This window comes from Streptomyces sp. NPDC032721 (assembly GCF_055579625.1).
The window spans coordinates 1-22,703 of the sequence record NZ_JBVIMX010000034.1; the positions used below are offsets into that span (position 1 = coordinate 1).

At 68.7% G+C, this 22,703-nt stretch carries 23 protein-coding genes and 3 pseudogenes; 15 read left to right on the forward strand and 11 right to left on the reverse strand.

All coding sequences use genetic code 11. The features are described from left to right. From ACZ5PB_RS40705 to ACZ5PB_RS40715, 3 genes and pseudogenes are all read right to left on the reverse strand, one after another. Positions 1–121, reverse strand: a pseudogene (locus tag ACZ5PB_RS40705) (IS5/IS1182 family transposase); the annotation flags it as partial. Positions 122–380: 259 nt separating this feature from the next. Beyond that, on the reverse strand, positions 381–800 hold the full coding sequence (locus tag ACZ5PB_RS40710; RefSeq protein WP_468698517.1) for a hypothetical protein: 420 nt from the start codon (positions 798–800) through the stop codon (positions 381–383). 391 nt (positions 801–1,191) lie between these two features. Beyond that, positions 1,192–1,530, reverse strand: a complete 339-nt coding sequence (locus ACZ5PB_RS40715; protein WP_468698518.1) for a hypothetical protein — start codon at positions 1,528–1,530, stop codon at positions 1,192–1,194. Between the two features lie 351 nt (positions 1,531–1,881). On the opposite strand from ACZ5PB_RS40715, the gene ACZ5PB_RS40720 reads away from it, so the two are divergent. The 5 genes from ACZ5PB_RS40720 (at position 1,882) to ACZ5PB_RS40740 (ending at position 8,346) form a co-directional block, all read left to right on the forward strand. After that, positions 1,882–2,736 carry a winged helix-turn-helix domain-containing protein gene (locus tag ACZ5PB_RS40720; RefSeq protein ID WP_468698519.1) on the forward strand — a complete coding sequence of 285 codons (855 nt, stop codon included), beginning with the start codon at positions 1,882–1,884 and terminating at the stop codon, positions 2,734–2,736. 554 nt (positions 2,737–3,290) lie between these two features. After that, positions 3,291–3,650, forward strand: a complete 360-nt coding sequence (locus ACZ5PB_RS40725) for a hypothetical protein (protein WP_468698520.1) — start codon at positions 3,291–3,293, stop codon at positions 3,648–3,650. Between the two features lie 280 nt (positions 3,651–3,930). Further along, complete coding sequence (locus ACZ5PB_RS40730; RefSeq protein WP_468698521.1) at positions 3,931–4,398, forward strand: hypothetical protein; 468 nt, start codon at positions 3,931–3,933, stop codon at positions 4,396–4,398. A gap of 599 nt (positions 4,399–4,997) precedes the next feature. After that, positions 4,998–6,464 (forward strand): hypothetical protein, encoded by a 1,467-nt coding sequence (locus ACZ5PB_RS40735; RefSeq protein ID WP_468698522.1) that lies wholly within the window; start codon positions 4,998–5,000, stop codon positions 6,462–6,464. Positions 6,465–6,540: 76 nt separating this feature from the next. Next, a complete protein-coding gene (locus ACZ5PB_RS40740) occupies positions 6,541–8,346 on the forward strand; it encodes a hypothetical protein (protein ID WP_468698523.1) in 1,806 nt (601 codons plus the stop codon). Between the two features lie 159 nt (positions 8,347–8,505). Here ACZ5PB_RS40740 and ACZ5PB_RS40745 read toward each other — a convergent pair whose 3' ends face one another. From ACZ5PB_RS40745 to ACZ5PB_RS40760, 4 genes are all read right to left on the reverse strand, one after another. Then, entirely contained in the window at positions 8,506–9,300 is a 795-nt protein-coding gene (locus tag ACZ5PB_RS40745) for a trans-sulfuration enzyme family protein (RefSeq protein ID WP_468698524.1), read from the reverse strand. Between the two features lie 50 nt (positions 9,301–9,350). Next, entirely contained in the window at positions 9,351–9,482 is a 132-nt protein-coding gene (locus tag ACZ5PB_RS40750) for a hypothetical protein (protein ID WP_468698526.1), read from the reverse strand. 107 nt (positions 9,483–9,589) lie between these two features. Further along, positions 9,590–10,531 carry a cysteine desulfurase family protein gene (locus tag ACZ5PB_RS40755; RefSeq protein WP_468698528.1) on the reverse strand — a complete coding sequence of 314 codons (942 nt, stop codon included), beginning with the start codon at positions 10,529–10,531 and terminating at the stop codon, positions 9,590–9,592. Continuing rightward, the gene (locus ACZ5PB_RS40760) at positions 10,528–11,205 is read right to left on the reverse strand and encodes an ArsR/SmtB family transcription factor (RefSeq protein ID WP_468698529.1); all 678 of its coding nucleotides are present in this window, start codon (positions 11,203–11,205) and stop codon (positions 10,528–10,530) included. The genes ACZ5PB_RS40755 and ACZ5PB_RS40760 overlap by 4 nt, the downstream gene beginning before the upstream one ends. Positions 11,206–11,292: 87 nt before the next feature. Here ACZ5PB_RS40760 and ACZ5PB_RS40765 point away from each other — a divergent pair, with 87 nt between their 5' ends. Further along, a complete protein-coding gene (locus ACZ5PB_RS40765; protein WP_468698530.1) occupies positions 11,293–12,672 on the forward strand; it encodes an MBL fold metallo-hydrolase in 1,380 nt (459 codons plus the stop codon). After that, on the forward strand, positions 12,669–13,967 hold the full coding sequence (locus ACZ5PB_RS40770; RefSeq protein ID WP_468698532.1) for an MFS transporter: 1,299 nt from the start codon (positions 12,669–12,671) through the stop codon (positions 13,965–13,967). Before ACZ5PB_RS40765 ends, ACZ5PB_RS40770 begins: the two co-directional genes overlap by 4 nt. Before the next feature lie 89 nt (positions 13,968–14,056). Here ACZ5PB_RS40770 and ACZ5PB_RS40775 read toward each other — a convergent pair whose 3' ends face one another. After that, positions 14,057–15,226, reverse strand: coding sequence for a cytochrome P450 (locus tag ACZ5PB_RS40775; protein ID WP_468698534.1), 1,170 nt, complete (start codon positions 15,224–15,226; stop codon positions 14,057–14,059). A 135-nt stretch (positions 15,227–15,361) separates the two neighbouring features. Between ACZ5PB_RS40775 and ACZ5PB_RS40780 the strand changes: the two genes are divergently transcribed. Continuing rightward, positions 15,362–15,913, forward strand: coding sequence for a TetR/AcrR family transcriptional regulator (locus tag ACZ5PB_RS40780; protein ID WP_468698535.1), 552 nt, complete (start codon positions 15,362–15,364; stop codon positions 15,911–15,913). Between the two features lie 158 nt (positions 15,914–16,071). On the opposite strand, the gene ACZ5PB_RS40785 is transcribed toward ACZ5PB_RS40780, so the two are convergent. After that, entirely contained in the window at positions 16,072–16,734 is a 663-nt protein-coding gene (locus ACZ5PB_RS40785; protein WP_468698537.1) for a class I SAM-dependent methyltransferase, read from the reverse strand. Between the two features lie 223 nt (positions 16,735–16,957). Between ACZ5PB_RS40785 and ACZ5PB_RS40790 the strand changes: the two are divergent. Together ACZ5PB_RS40790 and ACZ5PB_RS40795 are read left to right on the forward strand one after the other, a co-directional pair. Continuing rightward, positions 16,958–17,299, forward strand: a pseudogene (locus ACZ5PB_RS40790) (ATP-dependent DNA ligase); the annotation flags it as partial. A 43-nt stretch (positions 17,300–17,342) separates the two neighbouring features. Continuing rightward, positions 17,343–17,516, forward strand: a complete 174-nt coding sequence (locus tag ACZ5PB_RS40795; RefSeq protein WP_468698587.1) for a hypothetical protein — start codon at positions 17,343–17,345, stop codon at positions 17,514–17,516. Between the two features lie 251 nt (positions 17,517–17,767). Here the strand turns inward: ACZ5PB_RS40795 and ACZ5PB_RS40800 are convergent, their stop codons facing one another. Further along, entirely contained in the window at positions 17,768–18,574 is an 807-nt protein-coding gene (locus tag ACZ5PB_RS40800) for a WD40 repeat domain-containing protein (protein ID WP_468698538.1), read from the reverse strand. 190 nt (positions 18,575–18,764) lie between these two features. On the opposite strand from ACZ5PB_RS40800, the gene ACZ5PB_RS40805 reads away from it, so the two are divergent. The 4 genes and pseudogenes from ACZ5PB_RS40805 (at position 18,765) to ACZ5PB_RS40820 (ending at position 21,031) form a co-directional block, all read left to right on the forward strand. Next, a complete protein-coding gene (locus ACZ5PB_RS40805) occupies positions 18,765–19,193 on the forward strand; it encodes a hypothetical protein (RefSeq protein WP_468698540.1) in 429 nt (142 codons plus the stop codon). Positions 19,194–19,476: 283 nt separating this feature from the next. Then, complete coding sequence (locus ACZ5PB_RS40810) at positions 19,477–19,974, forward strand: DUF1877 family protein (RefSeq protein ID WP_468698542.1); 498 nt, start codon at positions 19,477–19,479, stop codon at positions 19,972–19,974. 119 nt (positions 19,975–20,093) lie between these two features. After that, a pseudogene (locus ACZ5PB_RS40815) lies at positions 20,094–20,461 on the forward strand (transposase); the annotation flags it as partial. An 81-nt stretch (positions 20,462–20,542) separates the two neighbouring features. Beyond that, a complete protein-coding gene (locus tag ACZ5PB_RS40820; protein ID WP_468698582.1) occupies positions 20,543–21,031 on the forward strand; it encodes a quinone oxidoreductase family protein in 489 nt (162 codons plus the stop codon). Between the two features lie 199 nt (positions 21,032–21,230). Here the strand turns inward: ACZ5PB_RS40820 and ACZ5PB_RS40825 are convergent, their stop codons facing one another. Beyond that, the gene (locus tag ACZ5PB_RS40825) at positions 21,231–21,650 is read right to left on the reverse strand and encodes a hypothetical protein (protein WP_468698543.1); all 420 of its coding nucleotides are present in this window, start codon (positions 21,648–21,650) and stop codon (positions 21,231–21,233) included. Between the two features lie 97 nt (positions 21,651–21,747). On the opposite strand from ACZ5PB_RS40825, the gene ACZ5PB_RS40830 reads away from it, so the two are divergent. Continuing rightward, on the forward strand, positions 21,748–22,698 hold the full coding sequence (locus ACZ5PB_RS40830) for a DUF5954 family protein (protein WP_468698545.1): 951 nt from the start codon (positions 21,748–21,750) through the stop codon (positions 22,696–22,698). Positions 22,699–22,703: the final 5 nt, after the last annotated feature.

The window sequence follows — 22,703 nt, forward strand, 5'->3', positions numbered from 1 at the left end:
CGCCGCCGGGACCGTTGCCGCCGCGTTCGCGCACCACCTTCACCAGCTTCACGAACCGGTCCATCCGCAGCCCGGTGAAGGTCTCCACCCACAACGCCTCAGCCCGCAACACCCCACGCATACACGGGAGATGCCCGCTAAGGAAGCTTGTGCAACAACTTTTAGCAGGGAGGCGAACTCGGGGGCAACGGCTTTGAGGAGTTCGGCGTGGAGCCGGGAGCCGATGACTTCCAGAAGCAGCTGTCGGGTGGTGTATACGGCGAACCGGCCGACCATGGGCTTGGATGCTCCAGGGGCGGCTTGCCTGATCACTCCGAGCTCCGGAACTGTGCGGGTAAATGGCTTACCTTCCCGCACAGTTCGGCAGGAGCCAGCAGGGATCAGAAATGCGGGTCAAGCAGCGAACCGAAGCTGTACGAGCCAGCGCTCCAGCGGTGATGGAAGTCGTCGTTCAGGTAGGCGGTTGCCGAACCGGGCTTGTTAAGCGATGACTTCTGCTGGTAGTAGCCGTTGTAGGCCTGGATGCAGTCCCTCCAGGTATACGTGCCGGCCGCCAAGTAGATGTCGCGGGTCGGTGCGTGCACGGAGCCGAAGATCTGCGTCCAGGTGTACGTGCCCGTTGCCAGGTATATGGTCCTGGTGGTGCACGCAGGAGCGTCGGTTGCCGCGGGGATGCCATCCAGATACACGTTGCGAGTGTTGTAGGCGACATCCGCTGCACTCGCCGGGCCGCTGCCCAGCGCCACGATCGCTGCCGCCGTCGTGATGACCGTGGTTAACTTACCGAGCGTTGCAGTCATGTTCATACTCCTTCAGTTCGCGCATGTGATGCCAGTGGCCGATACCTGATCAGACTGTTTGATCTCTTTGCCGATGCACTTTCGCTGAAATTACGCTTGAGGTCGGCAGAAACCGTAATTGCCGCCGAATTGCACCTGGTGAGACGGCAGTAGGAGCGGTTGTTGCGGGAGTCGTACGCCTTGGTCCGAGTCCGCCACCGTATGCGGTCTATCGGCTAGCGCCGCGTCCACACCGGCGGACGGTCCGGCTTGATTCCCTGAGGCAGTAGCGATTCCAGCCGGGCCCACTGGCCGTTCGTCAGATCACCACGTTCCACAACGCGTGATCACCCACGGCCAAGATCCACTTTCGCACCAGGCCCTAGATCAGGCCCTGGTGCCGGTGGGCCGGTTACGGCCAGTCGACCCAGCCGGAACAGCCCTTGTGGTCCTCGCAGACGCGGAATGTCTTGATCCGGCTGGAGAAGTCGGTCCACGGGCCCCAGGTGCCGTCGTTGCCGTTGCCGTCCCAGATGTAGGAGTGGCCGCCGGCCTCGGTGTATACCTCGGTGTACACCCCGTTGCCGTCGCTCTCGCCGTCGTAGGCGCGTGCCCCGTACGCCCATGCCTCGCCCTTGTCGTCCCCGTGGGAGATGGTCGCGGCCGATGCGGATGTCGCTGAAGTGATGGCGATCAACGCTGCTGCGGCGACCACGGTCATGGATCTTGCGATTCCTCGGATCTGCTTCATGAGCTTTCTCCTTATTCTTCGCCGATGGAGTCCTGCTGTGCTGGGGTCCTGCCTGCGCCGGGCGGCACGGACACTGTGACCGCTGACTGCCGCCCAGGACGACGGGATTCGGGCTACACCGAACCCGTGCGGTACGTGAAGGTGTCCTCATAGATCAACGACGGGGGACTTGCGATGTTCAGGATCCACTTCACGTTGCAGGACCTGGCGCGTACCAGGGCGATAGCGGACCCGCTCGCGATGATCGAACTCAGCGGAGTGATAAGACGGTTCAGAAGCGACGCTCGGCAGGCAGCGCTCACAGGCGCTACGCCCGCACGGGAACGCGCCGGCCTGCGTGCCGAAGCACAGATGATCTTCGACCTCGTCCCCTCGCACGGCTGGACACCCCGTTTCCTGAGCCAGCCGGCGCCGGGGGAGCCAGCAGAAGTACTGGACAGGGTGCGGGCCACCTCCCGTACAGACCTGCGTCAGTCGCTGCTCGACAGCCGAATCGACCGCCGCCTGCCCTCATGGGTGCGTGGGCTGTGGGACAACCCGGACCTCTTCCAGCAGCTCTGCGACAGCCTGGAGCACGTCCACGATCGGCTGCTGACCCCGCACTGGACGGACATCGCCGACTGGTCGGTCGCCGACGCGGCCCTGCGCGGCCGCCACTTCGCGAGCGGGGGACTCGACGCGCTGCTGAGCACGCTGGCCCCGCGGTACATCCGGTGGAAAGCTCCCGTACTGGAGGTCGATTGCGCATCGGGGGGCGACCAGGACCTGCACCTGGAGGGGCGCGGCCTGCTCCTCGCTCCCTACGCTTCCAGTGCCCGGCCCGCGCTCTCGCCCGACGCACAGCCCCAGCCGCAACTGTTCTACCCGATGGGTCACCCCTCCTCCGCCGACACCGGCTCGGCTGGCTCTTCGTGTACGGCGGCCGGCTGTCGCAGTGCCCTGGAGTCTCTGATGGGACCCACCCGCGCGGCGGTCCTCACCGCAATCAGGGACCACCCGGGACGCTCTACCCAGCAACTGGCCTTGCTCGTCGGCATTTCCAAGTCCAGCGCCAGCGAACACGGCACCGCCCTCCGCAACGCAGGGCTGATCAACACCCTCCGCCATCGGGCAGCCGTCTCCCACACGATCACGACGGCCGGAATCACGCTTCTCCATGCCCCGCACTCCTCCGGAACACGGACCAGCGCGCGCAGCGGTCCATGAGCTGCTCCGACACGGTGTCCTGCTGCTGGGGGGCAGGGAGATAACGGTGCTGGTGGCAGGACCCGCGCGTGGCGCGAACCGGGAAGCGTCATTCTCCCGCCAAAGTCCCCTTCGACACGTGCCGGGCTTGTGCCGCCCGCCGCGCCGGCCGCACGCGGTGGTGGCGGAGCTCACCGACGGCAGCCGGCTGACGACCACGGTGCGCCTGGATGCGGTCGCGGCCGCACAGGTCGCCGCGGCCATCGCTGGTCATCTTGCCCCTGGCGGGCGTACCAACGGCGGGCGGGCGGTTCACCGGCAGTCCGACGGGCCAGCGCCGAATTTCAACTCCCTCACTGGACGCCGCCGTACGATGGGTTTCCCCGCTTCAAGCGTCGTGGCCGCACCCGCGAGTCCTTCCGCATCGTCCACTCACTGGCGAAGCCCGACATCCGCATCAAGGGCAGCAGGCGCCCTCGGATACCCGGCGGGAGCGGCCAGCCGGCCTTCACCGTCCGGAAGCGTGCCAGAACAACGCAGTGGAGGTAGAGGGTTCCGCCCTGCATACTCGCCCGATGAGCGACAGCACACAGCCGGGCTGCTGGGACAGCCCCTGGTACCGCATCCGCACGGAGCAGTTCGAGGCCGCGTTCCTGCCGGATGCCGGTGAGGACCTGGAGTCGGTGGACGACATCGACGTCGAAGTGAGGCTGCCCGACGGTTCGAGGTGGAGCGCGACCATATGCACGGTTGCCCGGGTCGAGGTCCTGATGAAGCGGTGGGCCGAGAGCGGAGAGGCCCTGGAGGGCCGCTACTACTGGTGCTCGGACGGTCTCATCGTCCGCGATGCCGGGGTCAGCAACATGGCCCAAGTCCTCGCCGGTCTCATCGAGAACGGCGAATACAGGCAGATCCTTCAGCGTCTGAAGGACTGAAGGCAAACACCCGGGTCTCCACACCGCATTCTGAAACGATCAGTACGACTCAAGCTAACTGGAACTGGTGTCGCTCGTTCGTTACGAACCAGCGTATGGCGGTTGCCGTTCGCCCGGGTTGCCGACGGAAGCGACGGCGCCTGCTGGGTGTTCTGCGGTGTCCGGCATGCTGGCGGGATGACCGCGCCAACAGAGCCCTGCCTCACTCTCAGGCCCTCCGATGAGGACGAATCCTGGTCGCCGGCCTGGGGGGGTCCTGCGCCCCTTCCACAAGCCGACGGTGCTCGCGCTCACCCAGGACCACTTCCTCCGGCACTACTTCAAGGTGGACATCAACTGCACCATGGGCGATGCCGTCTTCTCCGAATCAGACGTCTGCGTGCTGGACTTCGTCCTGATGCTGAAGACGGCGAGGACGGCTTTGCGGACCGAAGACCTTGCTGTGCTCAGCCTGTCCGACCGGCAGGGTGAATGGCGCTTCACGAAGCGCGGCCGCATGGTCGCCCTGCACACCCAGCGCGGTGCTCGGGAGAGCCGGCGTTCCGGTCCGGGCGAAGGGCTGTGCCACGTCACACAGTTCGACACGCTCGTGGACGAGGCGCTGACCGACGCCCTTGCTCTGATCTTCTCCTACCAGCCCGACACCGAGCAGAACTCCTACCTGCGGGACCTGGCCTCGACAGCTTCTTCGCAGCCTGCGCCGGGCCCCTCCTGCTTTAGGTTCCGGAACACTGCCCAGGCGTTGTAAGTGTTGCGTCACCCTGGTGGGGCCGAAAGATCGGTCAGCACGTTAAAACTCCAGCCGGCCTGACTCCGCCCGCCCCAGTGGGCCAATCCATAGACCCGTGTAAACAATTGTTTACAGCCTTCGGGCGCCGTTCGGTCCGTATGCATTGAGAGCGACCGGGCAGTCCACCGCGCCCCTGGCGCTGGCGGGGGTTCGATCCGTAATGAGCATGGGGGTTCGGTCCGGGCTGTACGCGTAGGGGGTAACCGTGCCGGAGGTCGGTGTGCCTCGGCTGTCGCCGGTAGGCCTCCGCCGAAGCTGGGGGCGTGGACACCGAACCCCAGCCCCTGCGCCCGCCTCTGGAGGTGATGCGTCCGAGCGTGGCCCCGGAGATTCCTGCGCAGGGCGCGCTGCCCGGAGGGGCGCAGTTTTCGATCAAGCTCGATGGTTCTCCAGACACTTCAAGGGTGTCTCACACGGCAGGTGTAGCAGCATCCCTGTAGCTGAGTTTCCTCTGTGACGTGGAGCTTCGGCTGTTCTCCTTGCTGGCTGCTAGTGGGGCTGGTCCGGTGAGAGGGACAGCACGGCTGGTTGGCCTTGCTGGCTTCGGAGGCCGCCCAGTGCTGCTGTTCTTTTCGGATACGCGCAAGGTGTGGAAGGTCGGCCAGGTCGCGGGCCTGGAACACGACGAGCTGACCACCCTGCTGGAACGGCGTCGTCTTCCTCAGGGCACGCCGATTCTGCTGGATGAGGTCATGCGCCCCGTTGAGCCGTTGACGTCGTGGTTTCGCTCGATGGCCCTGGACCGTACGCATGCGAAGACGATGCGCTCGTACGCCTACACCGCGTTGATGCTGCTGAACTTCCTGATCGCGAGAGGACTCGACCTGCGCTCTGCCGCTGAGCCGGACCTGCTGGAGTTCCGGCTGTGGCGGCGGGTGGAAGGGCGGCAGGTGGTGGGTGAGGCGGCCTGGGACCGAGACGCGGCCGCGCTGGGAAACCTCTTCCGGTACCTGGTCGGCGTCGGGTACCTGGAGGCACGGCCGTGGCGGCTGGCGGGCCGCGGGGCTTCGCTGGGCAGTGGGATGTCGCGTGATCTGCGCGTGCGGCACATGGAGTTGGACCAGTACGTGTACCTGCGGGACGTGGGCTTCGGCGGGCTAGCGCCGGACGCCGGCCTGGACGAGACGTTCGGCGGGTGGAGCCCGCACCGCAACCGTGCCGCGTGCGAACTCGCGCTGCTGACGGGGATGCGTATCCAGGAGTGGTCGACGCTGCTGTTGTGCGAACTGGGGCTGCTGGACGGCGGGCGGCCGCTGTACGCGGACGTCGAACTGGCGGCCTGCGCGAAGTACGGGCGGCCCCGCCTCGCCTACGTTCCCGGCGGGGCCATGGACCTCTGCGCCCCGTACCTGCTGATCGAGCGCCCGGAGATCGTGGCGGCCTCCCAGCGGACGCTGCGCCGCCGGTCTCGGGAGCTCTTCGTGATCGATCGCATGGAGGCCGACGGCACCCGAGTCCGTGGAGTGTTGGAGGGGCGCACGGTGGTGCGGGTGGTGAAGGACATGAAGCCGGAGCTGCGGGCCATCGCGGTGCGGGAGACCGGCGGCGGTCTGGACCCGCTGGCGTTGTTCGTCGGCCGGGGCGGGCGGATGCTGAGCTTCTCTGGGTGGGACCGGGTGCGTTGGCGGGCATGGGACCGGCTGCAGGCATGGTCGGCGGATGCCGACGCCCCGCAGCTGCCGCGCCGCTGCTGGGTCTATCACGATCTGCGGCACACGTTCGCGCTGAGGCTGCTGATCTTCCTCACCCGTCAGGCGCTCGCGGACATCGAGGCCCAGCAGCTGCCGATGACGACGCTTCTGGACCACATGGTCGGCAACCCGCTGCTGGTGGTGCAGCGCAGGCTCGGTCACGCGCTGCCGTCCACTACCTACCGCTACATCCGCTACTTGAAGGACCCGATGCAGGAGGTGGATGCCGCCTTCCGGCACTGGACGGCGGTCGGCGGCGCCTCGTATGTGGACATCGCCCGCGCCCTGCTGGGTCTCGAAGAGGGAGGCGGGGAGCGTGCCGCGCAGAGGTGAGCATCGGACCGTGTTTCCCGTCCCTGCCACGTCTTCCGCCTCGGCGGATACGCCGTCGCGGATCGGGGTGCGGGTCGTGGCAGGCAAGGAAGGCAACGACGTCCGGTCCTCTACGACGGTGGACCCGGGGGATTTCGGGTGTGCGGGGCTGGCCGGTGAGCTGGCGGACGAGTGGGTGGAGCTGGCGACCGCGAGGGAGTTTCGGGCCGGCACCAATCGGACTTACCGGCGGTCCATCCGTGCGTTCTGCGCGTTCGTCGACCACACCCTGGAGAACCCGCGCGCGGCGTCGCTGGGCCGGGCGGACCCGGATCTGCACGCGGTCGCCATGGAGTGGGTACGTACCCTGCCGTCGGGATTCGCCCCCGGGTCGCGCAGTCCCGGATGGCTCGCGGGCCATCTGCGGACGCTGGTGGAACGCCGCTCCTCCCACCCCGACAGGGTGGTGGTGGGGCATCTGAACGGGTGGGCCCAGGGGGCAGTGGGGGTGCGTCGGGGGCAGAACACGGAGCTGGACGAGTTCAGCCGCCGCGACAAGACGGCGCTCCTCAAAGCTGCCTGGACGGACTACTGGGCGGTCGTGCGCCGCATCGAAGCCGGACGCGAGCTTGCCGCGGGCGGCGGCGATCCTGCCGAGAACGGCTGGCGGAACCCGGCGAACCTGCTGTGGGCGATCACCCACCAGGTACGGACTCTGGCGGAGATCAGCACCCATCTGCCCCGCGGGTCGGAGCTGCCTGCGGAACTGCTGGCCCTCCTGCCGCCGGGCACCCCCACCAAGGAGGCGAAGCGTGCCCTGCTGCGCGCTCTCGTCAGCCAGCTGTACCTGCGCAATGTCGACCTGCAGCCGTTTCGCGTGCTGCTGATGGCGGCCACCGGACGGGCCCCGGAGGAAGTCACCCTGCTGACCGAGGACGACCTCGACTTCGGCCCGCACGCCGTGACGATCGACTTCACCAAATGGCGGGCCCACTCCCGCACCCGCCAGAGCTTCGGCGCCCCCGACGAGGGGGTGCTGCACCCGGGCGTACCGAAGCTGGACGCCGGGCAGATCCTGCGCCGGCTGCTGGAGCTGAGCCGTCCACTCGCCGCACGGCAGCAGATCAGCCCGGTGCCGTTGTTCCTACGCGGGGCGGGCCACTACCACCAGGTGACAGCGGCCCCGATGGACCGGCTGCGCGGCGGCACCTTCGCCGACTGGGTGCGCGTGCAGGGCCTCCAGGTGGAAGGCCCAGTGGACATCCGCCGACTGCGCAAGTCGGGGAAAGTGGAGAAGGCGCTCGCATTCAAGGGCCGCGTCAGCAGCATCGCGGACGACCACACCGAGCAGACCTTCCATCGCCACTACGCGCACGGCACCACCCTCCGGGTGATCGCCGGGAACGTCATCACCGCAGCCCAGCAGCACTGGTTCGACCAGGCCCTCGCCGGACCAGTGGTCCTGGACCACCAAGCCCAGGAAGCTCTGAGCGAGCCGAGGTTCGCCACGGCGCTGGGGCTGAGCGGCAAGGAAGTGGACCAGCTGCGCGACGGTCAGCTCGACATGGGACTCTCCAGCTGCCGCAACCCGATGGATTCCCCGTACGGGAAACCGGGACAGTTGTGCCCGGTGGCCCCGACCCGTTGCCTGGAGTGCCGCAACGCCTTCGTGCTGCCCTCGAACCTGCCACAGCTGCTGCTCTTCGCCGACCACCTGGAGCGGCTGAAGCTGCGGCTCTCCCCGCCGCACTTCCATGCCCTGTGGGGGCAGAGCCAGACCCATGTCACCGCCGCCCTGGACCAGCGCACCGACACCGAACTCGCCCTGGCCCGCACCCAGATCACCGACGGCACCCAGTCCTTGCAGCTCCCGCTGGCCTCACAGGTGGAGTTCGACGCATGACCCCACAGACATCCGCGGCCCCCGCGTCCTCCGTGTTCGCCGGCACCGAACCCGTCATCCAGTCCCACCCCCTCCTGGACGGCGCCCGCATCCCGCTGTTCGCCCACGACGACGTCTGGGATCTGAACGGGGTGCTACCCCGGGCCCCGAACCGGGCCGTCACCTTCCTGCGGGTCGTCTTCCGCGACCTGGAGGGGCCATGGAACCGGCGGTCTCGGGGGCGATGACCTGGCCGAGGTTCTTGCGCCAGCCCATCACGGGGGCGAGGTGTTCGGCGGGGCCGGTCAGGGCTCCGGCGGTCAGGTCGGAGTGCCCGCCGAGGTACTTGGTGGCGGAGTGCACGACCAGGTCCGCGCCGTGCTGGAGGGGGTTCTGGTTGACGGGGGTGGCGAAGGTGTTGTCCACCACCGTCAGGGCCCCGACGGTGCGGGCCTGGGCGGCTATGGCGGCGATGTCGAAGACGGTGAGGGTGGGGTTGGCCGGGGTCTCGAAGAATACGATCCGGGTCCGGTCGGTCAGCACCTCGGGCAGCCGGTCGACCTCGTCGGCGCGCAGGAACGTGGTGGTGATGCCGACTTGCGGCAGGTTGTCGCCGAGGAGTTCGAAGGTGCCGCCGTAGACCTCGCCGATACACACGATGTGGTCGCCGGTGCGGCAGTGCGCGAGGAACGTGGCGGCTTCGGCGGCCATGCCGGAGGAGAACGCCAGGGCCTGCTCGGCGCCTTCGAGGTCGGCGAGCTTGGCCTCGGTGGAGCGGATGGTCGGGTTGAGGCCGTAGCGGGTGTAGAGGTTCCCGGACTTGCGGCCTTCGACGACGTCGAGGAGGTCGGCGGTGGTGTCGAACGCGAACGTCGAGTGGTTGTAGAGCGGGGTGTGGATGGCCCCTTCGGCGTCGCGGCGTTCGCCTGCGTGGACACTGCGGGTGGACAGTCCGTGCGCGCTGTTCTCGGTCATGCCTCTCCTGCTGTTCGTCGGTTCCTCTGGCTTCGGGCCGGTCGGCCCGGTCACTGCGCGGCAGCCGCCTGGGTGAGGGCCGCTGTCGCCGTCTCGATGTCCCCGGCCGTGGTCCAGCGGCCCAGGGACAACCGCAGCGCGCCGAGCGCGCGGTCCCGGGGCAGGCCCATGGCGGTGAGCACGGGGGAAGGGGTATGGGTGCCGCTGTGGCAGGCCGAGCCGGTCGAGGCTGCGATATGGCCGACGGCGGCGAGCAGTTGATGCCCGAGGACACCGTCAATGCTGACGTTCAGGGTGTTCGCAGGCGGTTCTTCTCCGGGCCGTTGAGGTGCACACGGCCAGGCAGAGCGGCCGTCAGCCGCTGGTGGAGGCCGCCGCGCAGGGCTGCGATGCGGGCCGGGGCGCCGTCGGCGAGCTCGCCGACGGCGAGTTGCGCGGCAGTGCCGAGCGCGACAGCCAGAGCGACGTTCTCCGTGCCCGCGCGCAGGCCGCGCTCCTGCCCGCCGCCGTAAACGACCGGCTCCAGCCGTACCCCGTCGCGCACGTACAGGGCGGCAGCGCCCTTCGGCGCGTACATCTTGTGCCCCACAACCGTCAGCAGGTCCACACCCAGATCGCCGACACTGAGGGGAACCTTTCCCACCGCCTGGGCTGCGTCGCAGTGGAACAGCGCCCCGCGCTCGTGGGCGAGGGCAGCGAGGTCCCTGATCAGCTGGAGGGCGCCGGTCTCGTTGTTCGCCGCCATCACCGACACCAGCACCGTGTCCTCGGTGAGCGCGGCGGCCAGCGCGGCCGGGGCGACGAGCCCCTCCCCATCGACGGGCAGCACGGTCACCCGGGCACCGTGCAGCCGCTCAAGGGCACGGAAGGTCTCCAGGACGGCGGGATGCTCGGTGGCCTGGGTGATCACATGCGGGTGGGGTCGGCCCGAGGCGAGGACCGCACCGCGCAGGGCGAGCAGGTCGGCTTCGGAACCGGAGCCGGTGAACACGATCTCGCCGGGCCCGGCGCCGATCAGACCGGCAACCTGAGCGCGGGCCTCCGCCAGCGCCCGGCGGGGGGCGTCGGCGTAAGGGTGGCTGCTGGAGGGATTGCCGAAGAAGTCCGCCAGGTACGGCCACATCGCCGCGGCGACGCGTGGGTCAACGGGGGTGGTGGCGTTGTAGTCCAGGTAGACCGGCCCGCCGGCCAGTCCCGGATGCGGCGGCAGGTCGCCGCCCGGGGCGGTCACGTCAGGTCCGAGGCGTCGACGGGCAGCTCCGACAGACGCCACTCCAGCATGCCGTCGTTGAGACGGATCGCGCGGCGGCCGCGGTCGGTCAGCAGCCGTACCGCGTCGTAGGCCAAGACGCAGTACTCACCGCGGCAGTAGACGACGATCTCGGTGTCCTCGGGCAGTTCGTTGATCCGGTCGGCCAGTTCCTGGACTGGGATGGAGAGGGCGCCGGGGATGTGTCCGGCCTGGTACTCCTCCACCGGCCGCACGTCCAGGATCACGACGTCACCGGCCGCGGCACGGGCGCGCAGTTCCTCATGGCTCATCTCGCCGGTGGTGTCCTCGCCGAGATAGGCGTCGCGGGCGGCGGGCACGGCGGCCTGGTGCGCTTCGGCGACCTTGCGCAGCAGCGCGAACAACTGGGCGACGTCGTCGCCGGCGAGCCGGTAGTGGATGCGCACCCCCTCGCGGCGGGTCGCCACGAATCCGGCCTGCTTGAGGGTCTGTAGGTGCGCGGAGGCGGTGGTCAGGTTGAGGCCGGCCGCCTTGGCGAGGGCGTCGACGGTGCGCTCGCCCTGGGCGAGCAGGTCCAGCAGCTCCAGGCGCTTCCCGCTGGCCAGCGCCTTGCCGCTGGCCGCGAAGGCGTCGTAGAGGGCGGCCTTGGCGCCGCTTGTGGTGGCATCCCGCATTGCTTCCTCCAATAATCTATGGATTATTGTAACTGATGGCTGGCAGCGATGGCTGCCCGCTCGGTTGTTCCGTTGGAAGGACACAGGATGGGCTTCGCCGACGACCACCTCATACCTCTGGTCGACCAGGGGCTGGGCAACAGTGCCTATCTCGTCGATCTCGGCGACGGCCGCGCGCTCGCGGTGGACGCCAGCCGCGATCTGCGGGCTCTGAAGGCAGCGGCCGACCGGCGCGGTCTCACCGTCGCGTTCGCCGCCGACACCCATCTGCACGCCGACTTCCTCTCCGGCGCCGTTCAGCTCGCCCACGACGACGGAGCGGAAATCCTCGCCTCCGCCGCCGGGCGCCGGGCCTTTGGACACCGGGGCCTCGGTGACGGCGACGAGCTCGATCTCGGCGGCCTGACCCTGCGGGCCCTGGCCACCCCCGGCCACACCGACGAGCACCTCTCCTTCCTCCTCCACGACGGCGGCCGGGAGCTCGGGGTGTTCACCGGAGGCTCGATGATCGTGAACTCCGCCGCCCGTACCGATCTCCTCGGCCCGGACCGTACCGAGGAACTCGCGCGCGCCCAGTACCGCTCGCTCCAGCGCCTGATCGCCCTGCCCGACGCCACCGCGGTCTGGCCCACCCACGGCGCCGGCTCCTTCTGCTCCGCCGTACGCGGAAACGAGCGCACCTCCACCATCGGCGGCCAGAAGCAGACCAACCCCCTGCTCGCCGCCGCGGACGAGGACGCCTTCGTCAAGCAGCTGGTGGCCGGCCTGGGCAGCTACCCCGACTACTTCGACCGCCTCGGCGAAGCCAACCGGCGCGGCCCCGCCGCCCTGAGTGCCGCCCCGCTGCTGCCCGCGCTCGACGCCGGACAGGTCAAGGCGCTGCTCGCCGACGGCGCCCAGGTCGTCGACGTCCGCCCGGCGGCCGACTACGCCGCCGGCCACATACCCGGCTCTCTGTCCATCCCGCTGCGCGGCCAGTTCGCGACCTGGCTCGGCTGGCTCCTGCCGGACACCGACCCAGTCGTCTTCGTCACCGGCGACAACCAGGACCTCGCCGACATCGTGTGGCAGTCGTACAAGATCGGCTACGAGCGCCTGGCCGGACGGCTCGCGGGCGGCATGACCGCCTGGCTAGCCGACGGCAACCCGCAGACCACCACCGCCTTCCTCACCCCCGACCACGCCAAGGGCCGCCCCTACGTCGATGTCCGCCAGGACGCGGAGTTCACCGCCGGACACGTCCCCGGCGCCCTGAACATCCAACTCGGCGCCCTCGCCGCAGCCGCCGCCGACGCCCCCGAGGGCGCGGTCGTGGCCTGCGCCCACGGCGAGCGCGGCATGACCGCCGCCAGCGTTCTCGAACGCGCCGGCCACACCGACATCGCCGTCCTCGACGGCGGAGCCATCGACTACGCCCAGGCCCACGGCCAGCAGCTCATCCAGGGAACCGGGGACACCACCTCGTGAGCACCACGCACCCCGCCCCGACGACCGACGCCCACGGCCGGCCCGTACGGCTCGGCCTGCGCGAGAACCGCCTTCAGTTCACGCTGCTGGTCATCGTCAACGTCTGCGTCGGCGGCCTGGTCGGCCTCGAACGCACCACTGTCCCGCTGATCGGCTCCGAGACCTTCGGCCTGACCAGTGACCTGGCTGTCTTCTCCTTCATCATCGCCTTCGGCCTCACCAAAGCCTTCACCAACCTCGCCGCCGGCGCGCTGACCGCCCGCTTCCGCCGCAAGCAGCTCCTGGTGGCGGGCTGGCTGCTCGGCATCCCCGTCCCCTTCGCCCTGGCCTATGCGCCGTCCTGGGGCTGGATCGTCGCCGCGAACGTACTGCTGGGCCTGAACCAGGGCCTGACCTGGTCGATGACCGTCAACATGAAGATCGACCTCGTCGGCCCCTCCCGCCGCGGGCTCGCCACCGGACTGAACGAGGCCGCCGGCTACACCGCGGTCGGCGTCACCGCCCTGCTCACCGGCTACCTCGCCACCAGCTACGGCCTGCGCCCGGTCCCCGAACTCATCGGCGTCATCTTCGTCGTCGCGGGCCTCGCCCTGGCCCTGGTCGTCCGCGACACCGCCGCCCACGTCGCCCTCGAACTGGCCCACCACACCAAGCCGCTGCCCACCGGCGAGGACACCGGCCTCAAGGCCACCTTCACCCGTACCTCGTGGCGCAACCGGTCCTTGCGCGGCGCCAGCCAGGCCGGGCTGATCAACAACCTCAACGACGGACTGACCTGGGGCGTCTTCCCCCTGCTCTTCACCGACCACGGCCTGGGGCTCGCCGCCGTCGGCCTCATCAAGGGGCTGTACCCGATCCTGTGGGGACTCGGGCAGATCCCCACCGGCCACCTCGCCGACCGCATCGGCCGCAAGCCGCTGATCGTCTACGGCATGCTCGTCCAGTCCGCCGGCTTCGTCCTCGCTCTCGTGCTCCTCGACCGGCCCCTGCTCGCGGGCATCCTCTCCGCGGTCTTCCTCGGTTTCGGCACGGCCATGGTCTATCCGGCTCTCATCGCGTCCATCTCCGACCACGCCCACCCCGCCTGGCGAGCCAATGCCCTGGGGACGTACCGGTTCTGGCGCGACATCGGCTACGCCGCCGGCGCTCTCGTGGCCGGTGTGCTCGCGGACTGGCTCGGGCTGAACGCCACCGTCGTCGCCGCCGCCGTCCTCACCGCCGCATCCGGCCTGCTCGCGGCCCGCTGGATCACCGAACACCCCAGCAAATCCCCAGCCACCAGTCCGGACAAGTGAGCAGGGAGCGGTGCCCACACCTCGCCCTGGCCCAGAGTGTGCGGGCTTTCGCATCCGCGGCAGCAAGGCGGTGAGCCGCTGGTGTCGAGTCACCAGGTGACCGGCAGCTCGACGAGGCCGCCGGTCAGCACATCACTGCGGACCCGCAGTTCCTCGACCGGCACGGCAAGCCGCATCGTGGGAAAACGGGAAACCAGCTGGCCGAACGCCACTTGGAGTTCCATGCGGGCCAGGGGTGCGCCGATGCAGTAGCGCACGCCGTGCCCGAAGGTCAGGTGCGCGGTGGCGCGCCGGGTGACATCGAAACGGTCGGGGTCGGCGAAGACGGCCTGGTCGTGGTTGGCGGCACCGTTGTCCAGCATGACCAGATCCCCGGCCCGGATCGTGACGCCGCCGATCTCGATGTCGGTATGGGCGTAGCGCGGGATACCTCCCGCGCCCTTGCCCGGGACGCGCATGATCTCCTCGACCGCTCCGGGGACCAGACCGGGGTCGCCCAGCAACAACCGCCACTGCTCCTCGCTGGTCAGCAGGAGCAGCGCTCCCATGCCGATCTGAACAACCGTGGTCTCGTGTCCCGCGAACAGCAGCGCCATCGACAGCATGGCGATCTCGTCGTCCCCGACTCCGTCGGTGGCGCAGAGCCGGGAGATCACATCGTCGCCGGGCTCGTGCCGTTTGCGGGCAACCAGTGCCTGTCCGTAGGCGAAGAGGTCTCCGAGCCCCTGCTCCGAGCGGTCCCTGTCGAGTACGTCGGCGGCGGCCTGCGTCCACGCGCGGAACTGCGTGCGCTCTTCGTAGGGCACGCCAAGGAGTTCGCAGATCACCAGGATCGGCAGGGGGAGAGCGAGCGCGGCGTTGAGGTCGGCCGGAGGCCCCTGTTCCGCCAGGTCGTCCAGGAGGCGGGCGGTCAGTGCCTCCACCCGCCCGCGCAGGGCCCGCATGCGGCCCGGGGTGAAGTGCGGCTGAAGCAGCGACCGCATCCGGGCATGGTCGGCCTTCTCCGTGTCGTAGTTGCCCAGCGGGCCTCCGAACAGGGCTGATTCCCCGGAGCGCGCCGCGTTGCCCGGATCGGAGTGGGACCGGCCGAGCCTGTTGTCAGCGAGCAGGCCCCGTACCTCGTCGTACCCGGTCACCAGCCAGGCGTCGTCACCGACCCGGGTGCGAATCCGGTGGACGGGGCCCTGAGCCTGCAAGGTGCGGAGCGTCGGTGGCACCTGAAGCGGGCCGGTCTGGTCGAAGGGCAGTTGGACGGTCATGACGCCTCCCACAGAGAGCCATTTGTATACACGGCTTTATACAAAGCTACTTGTATGCTCAGGCGTACACAAGATGGAGGGTGGCGGATGGTGACAGAGCAAACGGCTCCCGAGGGGTCCGGTCCGGTCAGGCGCATGCGCAGGGACGAGCGGCGGGAGCAGATCCTCGACGCAGCGACCCGGGCATTCGCACGGGCCGGATTCACTGCCACGAGCCTCGACGACGTCGCCGGCGAGGCCGACCTCACCCGCGTCATGCTCTACCGGCACTTCGCGTCCAAAGCGGACCTCTACCGCGCCACCCTGGACCGCGCATGCACACGCCTCGCCGTCGCGGTGGGCAGCGACAACTTCGACGACGACTCGATCCCCTCCCTCCTGCGAGCCGCCTCGGCCGACCCCGACGGCTTCCGGCTGCTGTTCCACCACGCAGCCCGGGAACCGGAGTTCCGCGACCTCATCGACACCCTCACCACCGCCTCAGCCGAGATCGCACAGCGCAATCTCGCCCGACGCATCCCGGAAGGGCCCTGGCTGAACTGGGCAGCACAAGTGATCCCCGCATTCACCACCGAAGCCGTCATCGGCTGGCTGAACGCCGGACAACCCGACCCGCACCTTGCTGCCGCGCGAATCGACCGCGCCGTGCAGGGCATCATCGAAGCCGCTCAGCACACCTCGAAGTAGTCCCCCGCGACCAGTACAGCCGTCTCAACCGGCCCCACCCACAGGTGATGGAGAACGTGCTGCGGACAGTCATCGCAGGAGGTCGCCCGATCATGCCAATTCAGCGGACTCCGCCGCCCGGCGTCCACTGAACCGGGCTGCACCTCTCAGGGCCCTGTCTACCGAGGGAGCGATTGGGTGACCCGCCACAAGCGGCGGGGCAACTCGCCTTCCTCGAACGCGTCGACCTCCTGCAGATCCCAGCCCTCGGCGAGAGCATCGACGAGGGCACGGTCGAAGAAGCGCACGGCAAAACCCCCGTGCTCGAAAATTCCGTCCCCATGAGCGACACCCGTGCCGTAGTGGGCGTCACCGGTGTGCCGGACGGTGTAAACGAAAGCGCCGCCAGGCCGCAGCACGCGACCGACCTCACCCACCACCGCGTGGATCTCTTCCGTGGACAGCGCCATGCACAACAGCATGTGCGCGAACACCGCATCGACCGATGCGTCCGCCAGAGGCAGCGGCTCGCGGACATCGTGCACGACCGCGGACACCCGGCCCTCAACCCTTCGAGCGAGCGCAGCCCGGCGCAGCTGCTCCAGACCGGTCGCGGAGAAGTCGGCAGCCTGCACGGTGAAGCCTTCGGCCGCGAAGTACAGCGCGTCCCGGCCATGGCCAGCACCCAGTTCGAGAACGTCCCGCGCCCCGCCAGCACGGAAGGCCCCGGCGGCATGGACTGCCGCCGCGGAGGGCTTCTCGCCGTACATCCCGGGGTGGGTGGTGTAGGTGTTCTGCCAGTGCCGCCGCTGGTTCTCGGCCAGCTCCTGCTCATCCGTCAAGGTCTTCAATCTCCCGCTCGCCTCAGGGGGAGTTTAGGTGTTTCGTCATGGCTTGGTTGACTGTGATCGGCCCGGTGAGCTGTGGGAGCGTGTGGAGCAGTTGCCGACTACGCGAGGTTGACTGACAGCTCGGACGTTGCCGCTTCGCGTGCTCGCAGGCCAGAAGTCCGTCCGCTGCTGTCGTGTGGTGGGACCACCAGAGCAAGCATGATCATCGTCAGCGGTGTCTCATGAGACACCGCGTAGTCTGGAGAACGACGGGTTCCGGGCGCTCGTGTTCTCCGGTGCGGGCCGTACGGTCCTGCAGTCGCGCAGCGGACGTGACCTCGCCCCTGACTTTCCGGCTCTCGCCGCCTCGCTGGGCTCGGTCCTGGAGGACGGGGTTGTCCTGGACGGCGAGATCTGTGCCTGGAGTGGCGGCCGGTTCGATTTCACCGGGCTGCTGCGTACTCCTGCGGCTCGTGCGAAGGGCGGTGTCGAGGTCGGGTACGTCGCCTTCGATGTCCTGGCGGTGCCCGGCCAAGACGTCCGCCAGCTGCCGCTCCGGGAGCGCTGGGGTCTCCTCACCGTTCTCCTGGCCGACACGGCCCCCCGTGGTGCGGCCGGTGATGGCGACCACCGACCGCGAGGTCGCTCTCCAGTGGTTCACCGAGCTCGCGCCGCTCGGAGTCGAAGGGATTGTGAGCCGTGCGCTGGCCTCCCGGTATGTGCCCTCCGACCGCACCTCGACTCCCACGCCGCCGTACACCGCGCCCTGGACGCCGCCCCTACCCACGGCCTGAGCGCCGTGACCGACCGGCTGAGCGTTCTCACCCACGGCTGCGAGCAGCTCCTCGCCGCCCTCGGCACCACCCGCCGGCCCTCCGGCCCCCCTCGGACCCCGCCGACCGGCCCTGACTGCACAGGTGACAACCGGGGGGTGTCGGTATGAACCCCTTTTCTTGTCGCTGTATGACGAAGCTGCCCGCCGCATCGCGGTCCTCAACAACGCCCGCCGACCTTCCGGCCCCCACACAAGGCTGGACACCCAGGGCTATACAGGTGGGTCGGCAGGATCCTTCGTCCAGAACCGGACAGTCTTATCGGTGCTGGCGGTGACCAGCAGGAACCCGTCGGGAGAGAACACCACCGCCGTGATCGTGCCGGTGTGTCCGGTGAGGGGTTTGCCGACCGGCCGCTGGGTGGCCGGGTTCCACAGCAGCACCATCTGGTCGAAGCCGGCGGTGGCAAGCAGGGACCCGTCCGGGGAGAACGCCACCGACCGAACCTCGCTGGCGTGGACGAGAGACCGGCCTTCCAAGGTGTACGGGCCAGGCGCGGAAACTCTCGGAGGGGCTGCGGCATGCTCGGATGGTCGGTCGGCTGGTTCCTCTGCTGCGGAACCCTGAGCGGTCTGCTCCGGTGCCCTCTGCTGCTGATCCGCTGACGCAGCCGGCACAGTGGCGACGGGGGGCCGGCGACGCGTGGGACGCAGTGCGGTGACAGCCATCCACCGTGCGCGCCACTCATCGAGGTCCGGTGATCTGCGGTGAGGCGGCGGACATTCCTCGCCGTATTCGTCCCAGGACATCAGGGTGCGGACGAGCCACATCAGCTTGTCCAGGCCCACGTACCTGCCGCCGAAGGCAGCGCTCTGCGTGGCGATCGGCAACGACGCCTTCTCCTGAGCGAACAGTTTCCGTGTGCGCTCCTCGATCGCTCGCAAGGACGGATTGCCGCGCTCCAGCCGCAACCGCTTCAGGCGCTCCGCCTGGTCCCACAGACCGTCGTCAAAACTCCCCACGCCCCCTTCGGGATTGCCCTGGTCTGTCATGCCCGCCGCCCCCCGCTCGTGCTGCATGTCCAGCACGGTAGAGCCCTGCGGGCCGAACAGCACCGAACTTGCCGGAACAGCCCCGCACAGGCAGATCCGCAGCCAGACGTTCGGCCGAACACCCCGGCTGTACGGCGGTGTTGCCCGGCTGATCAGACTTCGACGAATCCGTTTGAGCCATGCAGGTCACAGACCTGAACGGCTCCAAAGTCGAAGCATGAAGACCCCACAGAACTCTCAGCCGTCGACCCCGCCCACCCTGTCTGACTCGAACGGATCAGCGCCTGCCCAGGAGCCGTTCCTGTCGCTGCACACCACCGTGGTCCTGCTCGCCGCCCTGGTGATCGGCCTCGTCATCGGAGGCCTCACCCTCCTCACCGGCGCCCCGGTGGCGGCCGCGGTCATCGCCGGAATGACCAGCGCGGGCGCCAGCACTCCCGTCCTGCGCACCCTCATCCGGCGACCGCCCACCGCCGGCATGCAGTGGTGGCCGAGTTCGCTGACGGCACCGGGCGGCAACGAGGCAGGTTCCTGTACGCGCCGCCCCTTAAGCTCAACTGCGGCAACGAAGGTCCCCGCACCGGACGTTCCCCTGCGGCAGCGAGCTTGTGAGAGTTCCCCTCGACGGAGACTCAAAGGCCTCTGACCTGGGGCGATGGTACTTGTCTAGGCCCTGTTCGTCGTCAGGCATGCTGCACTCCTCAGGTGAAGATGACTGCCCCATGCCCTGACGGACCCCGGCTGACCAGCAGCTTCCCGTCCCTCCGAGCGGCATCACCCCATCGGAGGCGTGGAACCCGGTGCCCACTCGACGCGACAGCCGGGCCACCCGCCTCGAGCGGCCAGTCCGCAACAGCGACTCGGCCCGTCGTAGCAACGGACAGACCGTCATGCAAGATCGAGGCAGGCAGTCACGAGGAGACCGAGACATGAGCTTTCACCTCCACCTTCGAGCGGTGGCAGAAGATGAGATCCGAGACGACTACGTGTCACTGGAGGAGTTCATGGGCGCGGCCTGGGACAACCACGAGACCGAGTTCGCGGCAGGCATCGCGGAATCCATAGCCAAGGACTTCGGCCCCCTCAACGACCTCTACTTGGCAGGGCCCACGCTCGTCGGCGGGACTTCCTCATGGGATCTGCCGATCTACGGGGGTCGGATCGTCCCCGCCCACATGGACCAGCAGCCGCCATTCGTCATCCTCGACCCGGATCAGGTCGCAACGGTCGCGGACCTGCTCGCCGGGGCCTCCTTCGACGCTCTCTGGCAGGTGGAGGGGGCCAAACTCACCGCGCCATACGCACAGTGGGAGGACCCGGGAGGCGCGGCCAAGGAGAACTACCTCGCCCACCACACCGGCCTCCGGGACTTCTACGGTCGCGCAGCCACTGCACACCGCGCCGTCGTCAAGGCGTTCTGGTACTAGCCTCGCCCTTGCGTGTGGGGCCCGTCCGACTGGTGATCGCGTAAGCAGAAAGTTCCTCTGACCAGCGAGAATGAGGATTGTAGGCCCTTGTTCCCGCCCCTGCCGGAGGAACTTTCCAGGTGAAGAAGCGTATCGGGCCCTATCCGCGTGTGCGCATCGAGGGCTGCGGCCAGGTGGTGGTGTCCCAGGCCGGGGACGTGCTGCTGGTCGAAACCGTCCGTAAGGCCGGGCCGGACCAGGCGGTATCGGCAGCGCTGGCGCCGTGGCGACGTCCGCGGGCGCTGCACGATCCGGGGAAGGCTCTGCTGGATGTGGCTCTCGCGGTCGCGCTGGGTGGGGACTGCCTGGCCGATGTCGGGATGCTGCGGAGCGAGCTGGCCGTGTTGGGCCGGTGGCGTCCGATCCGACGGTCTCCCGGCTGATCGACACGCTCGCCGCGGCCGCGGACGGAGCGAGCGCCATCCAGGCCGTCGCGCCGGTGCGCAGTGGACACGTCGCCTTCGCCGCCCTGGCCACGGCCCGCCCCCTCGTGAGCGAATCGGTCCTGATCACGAGCGCCGCGAGCGGAGTGGGGCGTCGCGCGGTCCAACTGGCCAAGATTCAGGGCATCGAACGGGTCATCGCGGTCGTGAGTTCGCACACCCAGGCGGAGTTCCTCCGCGGACTGGGCGCCGACGAGATCGTGACCTACGACAGCGCACACTGGGGGGAGCCGGTCGACGTCGTCCTGGACGGAGTCGGCGGAGATCTACTCCCACGCGCCGTCTCCGCCCTTGCACCCGGCGGGCGACTCGTCTTCTTCAACTCGGGCGGCGGCACCGTTCCCGCCTTCGACCTCCTGGCAGGGTCGAAAACCATCACCGGGTTCACCCTGGCGCGGTTCGCCAACACTCACCGCGAGCTCTATGACCAGCCTGGCGAGGAGCTGTGGAAGCTGCCCCTGTCCGGACAGTTGCAGCCGGTCGTCCATGCCCAAATTCCGCTGGCTGACGCGGCACGAGCGCACGAGATCATCGAAGCCCGTGCCAACCTCGGCAAGGTCATCCTGCTGCCCTGACGGTGATGCTGAGTCACGTCGGGAAACGAGTGGCTGCTGAGGGCGGGAGGCTTCCGCAGAGGAAAAGACACGACGGTGAGACAGAACCCCTCGGCCAAGCCATGAGACAGCCAGAGAAGCCGCAGGTCACAACATCGAGCTATGGCACGGGCGGTGAGACCCTACACACGTGTAACGAGTGGCTGTGACCAGCACGCTGCTACAGCTCGTAGTCCTGGGCCAGCTCCTCCCAGTGAATGCCGTGAAGCGCGTGATCAGCATCCTCGCCCGCTGATACCTCCGGTGCTGGCTGGAACCAGGCGACGACGAGGGAGGAACCGTCCATTGTCGGGTCAAGCGCCGTGGAGTCGAAGACACCGATGCAGGCCACTGAAGGCAGCACCTCAACGGGACCGAAAGCGCCGGCGGCCTCGTCCGGGTACGCGCGCGAGGGCGGAACAAGATGGACCGGCCTGGAGGGAAATGCGTGCTCGGCCTGCCGCTGAAGCCAGCTGACCATCCGGTCGTTGATGCGCTTGCACGGGTAGCCCTCCAGCATCCCCCCATAGGTCGAAGACATCCGAAGCTCGGTGAGCCGGATCGACCGACCCGACGAGAGGACTATGTGACCCAGTGACATGCCGACACCCTATGCAAACGGTTCACTTCCGATACACGGCCTAGCGGACCTTGGCGAAAGCCTCTCGGGCTGGCCTGGTCGGCGGGAGGATGTCCGTATGAGCCAGGGAAACGTGGAGCCGGTCGGATGGCCGGTGACGCTCAGAGTGCCGACCGAGCCGGCAGAGGCAGCGGTGGAGGCGGATGCCCTTGATGCCATCCGGCGGAAGGGGGCTCTCGGTGTGCGTGGCCCGGTGTTCGGGGTGGCCGCCCAGCAGGCGTCGGGTGACCGGTGCTGGCGGGTGGTGGCAGAGGTGACCGACGGCTGCCCCCAGCAGGCCCGCGACCGGCTGAACTCGCTGCTGTGGTACCGGGCCAAGGACGAGGCGCAGGACAGGGCGGAGCGGGGTGCGCTGCTCGATGCGGTCGCCCTCCTGGAGACAGACCCCGTTGTTGACGAACTCTCTGTGCTGGATACCCGCTACCGCATCGTGCGCGCCGAGGAGTACACCGTCCTGGACGTGCGGGGCGACGTGGAACTGCCGCGCCCCACGGACCGGGAGCCGGTGGTTCCCGACTGGTCCCGAGGTGTCAGGGAGCCGTGCCCCGACGAGGGGCTGGTCCTGGATCCGGACGCCCCTCTCACCCCGGCTCTGGCGGCCGAGCGGTTGTCGATGCGCGACATGGCGTATTCGGGATCCCGGTACCCGGATGCTGTGCTGCACGACTCCGGGCAGGCGCTGGAGACCCACCCCGATGTGCTGTTGCTGCCCGCGATGTTCAGGATCATGGAGCGCAACAGTGCCAACACCGCCTGGACACCCGCCAGCGCGCTGCTTCCCTCCGCCCACGACGCCCGCAGAAGCCTTGACTTCTCCCTCGTCTGGCTGGCGCCCCGCCAGCGTGGCCACCTGCCGGACGAGGATGACAAGGCCGACGCCCGCACGGTGGTCGCCGAAGGAACCGCCCCCACGGTCTGCGACCTGCGTGTGTACGTCGAGGCGGCAGACCGGATCCGCGCGCAACGGCTCAACCAGATCGAGCGTGAAGGCAGCACGTCGGCAGCCTGAACAGG